Consider the following 4,359-nt stretch of genomic DNA (forward strand, 5'->3'; position numbering starts at 1 on the left):
AGCGAGAGAAACACCACCCAAACCTGTTCGAGCTGCAAGCAATTGCCGGACTCGAGGCCGAGAGGTATCGCAGGGCTTGGAATAAGGGAATGGACTTGTTGTGGGTGCGGTGCCACCCACGACCGCGACGTCAACGCCGCAAAGAACATTCTCGCGCTCGGGCATGAGCGTCCAATTGTGGGAATCCCGGCCCTTTAGCGCGGGGAGGATGTCAAAGCGCCTCTTCCTTGATTTCCTGATAGCGCTTTTCCAGTTCCTGACGCAGTTGACGACGATGCTGGGCCTGCATGAAGCGGCGGCGGGCATCCGGGGTCTGCGGCTCCAGCGGCGGGACGCGCACCGGTTTGCGATTGTCATCAATGGCGACCATGGTAAAGAAGCAACTGTTGCTATGGCGTACCGAGCGCTCGCGGATATTTTCGGTGACCACCTTGATCCCCACTTCCATGGAGGTATTACCGGTGTAGTTCACCGAGGCCAGAAAGGTCACCAGCTCACCGACATGCACCGGCTCGCGAAAGATCACCTGGTCCACCGACAGGGTCACCACATAACTGCCAGCGTAGCGTGCGGCGCAGGCATAGGCGACTTCGTCCAGGTACTTGAGCAGGGTGCCGCCGTGCACATTGCCAGAGAAGTTGGCCATGTCCGGGGTCATCAATACGGTCATCGTCAGTTGCGCGTTTCCAGGTTCCATTGCTGATTCTCACGGTCAAGGTAGGGAGAAGACGCCTATGCTGGCATTTGCTGATACGTGCAGATAACGCGACGCCTGGCGAGTATTTTACGTCACGCGCGGTAACCGATCTGTTTCCATATATTGCACCGGCTTTATGGCAAAGGGTGCAGTGTTACTCTGCAAAAACCCTTGCACAGGGTTTTCCCCACACCTATACCCAATTGACGACGTTGCCGGTCACCTGACCTTGCCTGCGCTATGGACCATGCGTGCAAGCGGCAGCGCCATTATTTAAGGAGCCACACCCGCCATGCATGCTGTTGACTTCATCCAGGATCTGGCAGTGATCATGCTGGTGGCCGGGGTGGTGACGATTGTCTTTCACCGCCTCAAGCAGCCGGTGGTACTGGGCTACATTGTCGCCGGCTTTCTGATCGGGCCGCATACGCCGCCGGTTGGTCTGATCCATGACGAACACACGATCAAGATTCTTGCCGAACTGGGGGTGATCTTCCTGATGTTCTGCCTGGGCCTTGAGTTCAGCCTGCGCAAGCTGTTCAAGGTCGGTGCGACGGCGTTCATCGCGGCGTTCCTGGAAATCTTCCTGATGATCTGGCTCGGTTACGAGATTGGCCAGTATTTCGGCTGGGGAACCATGGATTCGCTGTTCCTGGGGGCGATTCTGGCGATTTCCTCGACGACCATCATCGTCAAGGCGCTCAACGACCTGAAGATGAAGAACCAGCATTTTGCCCAGTTGATCTTTGGCGTGCTGATCGTCGAAGACATTCTGGGAATCGGCATCATCGCGCTGCTGTCGGGTATCGCGGTCAGCGGTGCGGTCAGTTCCGGCGAGGTGTTCTCCACGGTCGGCAAGCTGTCGCTGTTCATGATCGTTGCCTTGGTCGTCGGCATCCTGCTGGTGCCGCGTCTGCTGGCCTATGTAGCACGCTTTGAAAGCGACGAAATGCTACTGATCACCGTACTGGGCCTGTGCTTCGGCTTCTGCCTGCTGGTTGTGCGGCTGGAATACAGCATGGTGCTGGGCGCGTTCCTGATCGGCGCGATCATGGCCGAGTCGCGCCAACTGTTGAAAATCGAGCGCTTGATCGAGCCGATTCGTGACATGTTCAGTGCCATTTTCTTCGTTGCTATCGGCCTGATGATTGATCCGGCGATTCTCATCGAATACGCCTGGCCGATTGTGGTGATCACCCTGGCGGTGGTGCTGGGCAAGATGATCTCCTGCGGTCTGGGGGCGTTCATTGCCGGTAACGATGGCCGCACGTCGCTGCGCGTCGGCATGGGGCTTTCACAGATTGGCGAGTTTTCGTTCATCATCGCCGGGCTGGGCATGACCTTGCAGGTGACCAGCGACTTTCTCTATCCGGTGGCCGTGGCGGTGTCGGTTATCACCACCTTGCTGACGCCGTACCTGATCCGCGCGGCTGATCCTTTGTCGATCAAGCTGGCCGGTGTGGTGCCGCGTCGTGTCGGGCGGGTCTTCACCATGTACGGCGAGTGGCTGCGCAGCATCCAGCCGCAGGGTCAGAGCGCAATGCTGGCGTCGATGATCCGCAGGATTCTGCTGCAGGTCGGTGTCAACCTGGCGCTGGTGGTGGCGATCTTCTTCAGCGGCGGTTATTTCGCCGGCCGCATCGGCGCTTACATGAGCGATTGGGTGGCCGATGTCGGGCATCAGAAGGCCTGGATCTGTGGCGCGGCGCTGCTGTTGTCGCTGCCGTTCCTGATCGCCGCCTACCGCAAGCTCAAGGCGCTGTCGATGCTGCTGGCCGAAATGGGCGTGAAGCCGGACAAGGCCGGCCGTCACACCGAGCGGGTGCGCAAGATCGTGGCTGAAGTGATTCCGCTGTTGTCGCTGGTGGTCATCTTCGTCCTGCTGGCCGCATTGTCAGCCAGCATTCTGCCAACCCTGGAGCTGCTGGTGGTCATCCTGCTGGTTGCGGCGGTGGTCGCCGCAGTGCTATGGCGCTGGTTTATCCGTGTGCATTCACGGATGCAGATTGCCCTGCTGGAAACCCTGGGCAATAACCAGGACACCCCAGGGCATTGACCTTGCGCGCGGGTCTGGCTGGAAACTCAGCTTTCCAGCCAGACGTCGCGGGCCCAGTGCCAGACCGATTCCCAGCTCTCCTCGGTGACGATTTCTTCTTCGCCAGACCACAGCACCACGGTGCCGTCTTCTTCAACGCAGTAATAGTCGTCGCCATCCTGGCACAGCGGCACCAGATCGCGCTCGACACCGGCATCCCAGGCATTGGCTGCCACGTCGGGCAGGTAGGTGTGCGATTGCGGGTCGGTCACGGTGACTGGCTCAAGGCTGCCGTAGACCACATCGCTGACCTGCAGCAAAAACTCCCGCAAGCCAAATGGCATGTTGATCAGCAGTTCTTCCTCGATTTCGACCAGCAGGTCTTCGTCGGGCAGTTCAAGCCGCACCGGAACCGGCTCGTTCTGTTCACGCAATTGTTCGATGACTTCTTCCACGGCATGGATCCTCTGAGCTAGATGGCGCGGGTTATACAGTAGCCGAAAGCCGCTTTCAAAATAACTATCCGAACGGGTAACAAAAAACCCCGGAACGAGTCCGGGGTTTCGATCACACAAGGGCGCCGGTAGTTCAGCCGTTCTGGCGAATACCTGCAACCAGCCATGGCTGGTTTTCACCTGGCGCGCGTTCCATGTTCCAGCTTTCGCTAAAGGCTTCGCCCTTGTCGAAACGCGAGTTCTTGGACACGCCGTGGAAGGTCAGGGTGGCGATGGTGCGGTCGGCACGGTCATCCACACCGTCAAGTTGAACCTGCAGGTCGTCGATGTAGGTGGACTGGAAGCCGTCACCCTGTTCGGCACGTTCGCGTTTCAGGAATTGCAGCATGTTCGGGGTGACGAACTCGGCAATCTTGTCCATCTCGTTGGCGTCCCAGTGTTGCTGCAAGGCCTGGAAGTGCTGACGGGCGGCTTCCAGGAAGCGCTCTTCGTTGAACCAGGCAGGCGCATTGATCGCCGGGGCCGCAGCGGGCGCAGCCGACGAACCGAAAATCGGAGCGTTGTTCGGCTGAACGGTTTCACGCTGGTAGGGCGCACCGGCACCCGCCATGCTCGCTTGTTGCTGCTGGGCGCGGCGACGGGCGATGAAGCGGAAGATCAGGAAGGCGATCAGGCCGATGATCAGGAAGTCGAACAGCTGCATGCCGTCGAAGCCGTCACCCATGAACATGGCGGCCAGCATGCCACCGGCGGCGATGCCTGCCAGCGGGCCGAGCCAGCGCGATGCGCCGCTGGCCGCAGGGGTTGGACGGGCAGCAGCGTTAGGGGCAGCAGCCGGGGTGGCTGGAGTGGCCTGGCGCGATTGATGAACCGGTGCCGAGCCGCTGCTCTTGCCGCCGCCGAAACGTGCGGCGTTGGCATCCAGGCTCAGCGTCAGGCTGAGGCACAAGGCCATGGCGATGCTGAAAAAGCGTTGCATAAGGGGATTCCCGTTTTTATGAATTGCACGCGCGCAATGGTGCACAGGGTGCAGGCCATTGGCTAGTGAAGGTATGTTTCGAGCTTTTGCATGAAGCTGAAAGCGGCACTGAAGACACCGCATACCGTAGGAGCGGGTTCAGGCGCGCGAGGGCGGGGGGCGGAGGGAGTGCCCACGGGGGGGGGGGCGGAGA

General features: G+C 59.9%; 5 protein-coding genes. 2 read left to right on the forward strand and 3 right to left on the reverse strand.

The window, feature by feature from the left end; all coding sequences use genetic code 11:
* On the forward strand, window positions 1-198 hold a 198-nt coding region (locus NRB16_RS25720), incomplete at its 5' end, for a transposase (protein WP_257107277.1).
* A 13-nt stretch (window positions 199-211) separates the two neighbouring features.
* Here the strand turns inward: NRB16_RS25720 and NRB16_RS25725 are convergent.
* Window positions 212-697: an acyl-CoA thioesterase gene (locus tag NRB16_RS25725; RefSeq protein ID WP_045485497.1), complete on the reverse strand. Its 486-nt coding sequence runs from the start codon at window positions 695-697 to the stop codon at window positions 212-214.
* A gap of 292 nt (window positions 698-989) precedes the next feature.
* Between NRB16_RS25725 and NRB16_RS25730 the strand changes: the two genes are divergently transcribed.
* Window positions 990-2,753 carry a cation:proton antiporter gene (locus NRB16_RS25730; protein ID WP_045485499.1) on the forward strand — a complete coding sequence of 588 codons (1,764 nt, stop codon included), beginning with the start codon at window positions 990-992 and terminating at the stop codon, window positions 2,751-2,753.
* A 26-nt stretch (window positions 2,754-2,779) separates the two neighbouring features.
* Here NRB16_RS25730 and NRB16_RS25735 read toward each other — a convergent pair whose 3' ends face one another.
* Together NRB16_RS25735 and NRB16_RS25740 are read right to left on the reverse strand one after the other, a co-directional pair.
* Window positions 2,780-3,187, reverse strand: a complete 408-nt coding sequence (locus NRB16_RS25735; RefSeq protein WP_045485500.1) for an SMI1/KNR4 family protein — start codon at window positions 3,185-3,187, stop codon at window positions 2,780-2,782.
* Between the two features lie 133 nt (window positions 3,188-3,320).
* Complete coding sequence (locus tag NRB16_RS25740; protein WP_045485501.1) at window positions 3,321-4,166, reverse strand: Tim44 domain-containing protein; 846 nt, start codon at window positions 4,164-4,166, stop codon at window positions 3,321-3,323.
* Between the last annotated feature and the right edge of the window lie 193 nt (window positions 4,167-4,359).

It is taken from the genome of Pseudomonas sp. LJDD11, assembly GCF_024584215.1.
In the GTDB taxonomy this organism is placed as follows: Bacteria; Pseudomonadota; Gammaproteobacteria; order Pseudomonadales; family Pseudomonadaceae; genus Aquipseudomonas.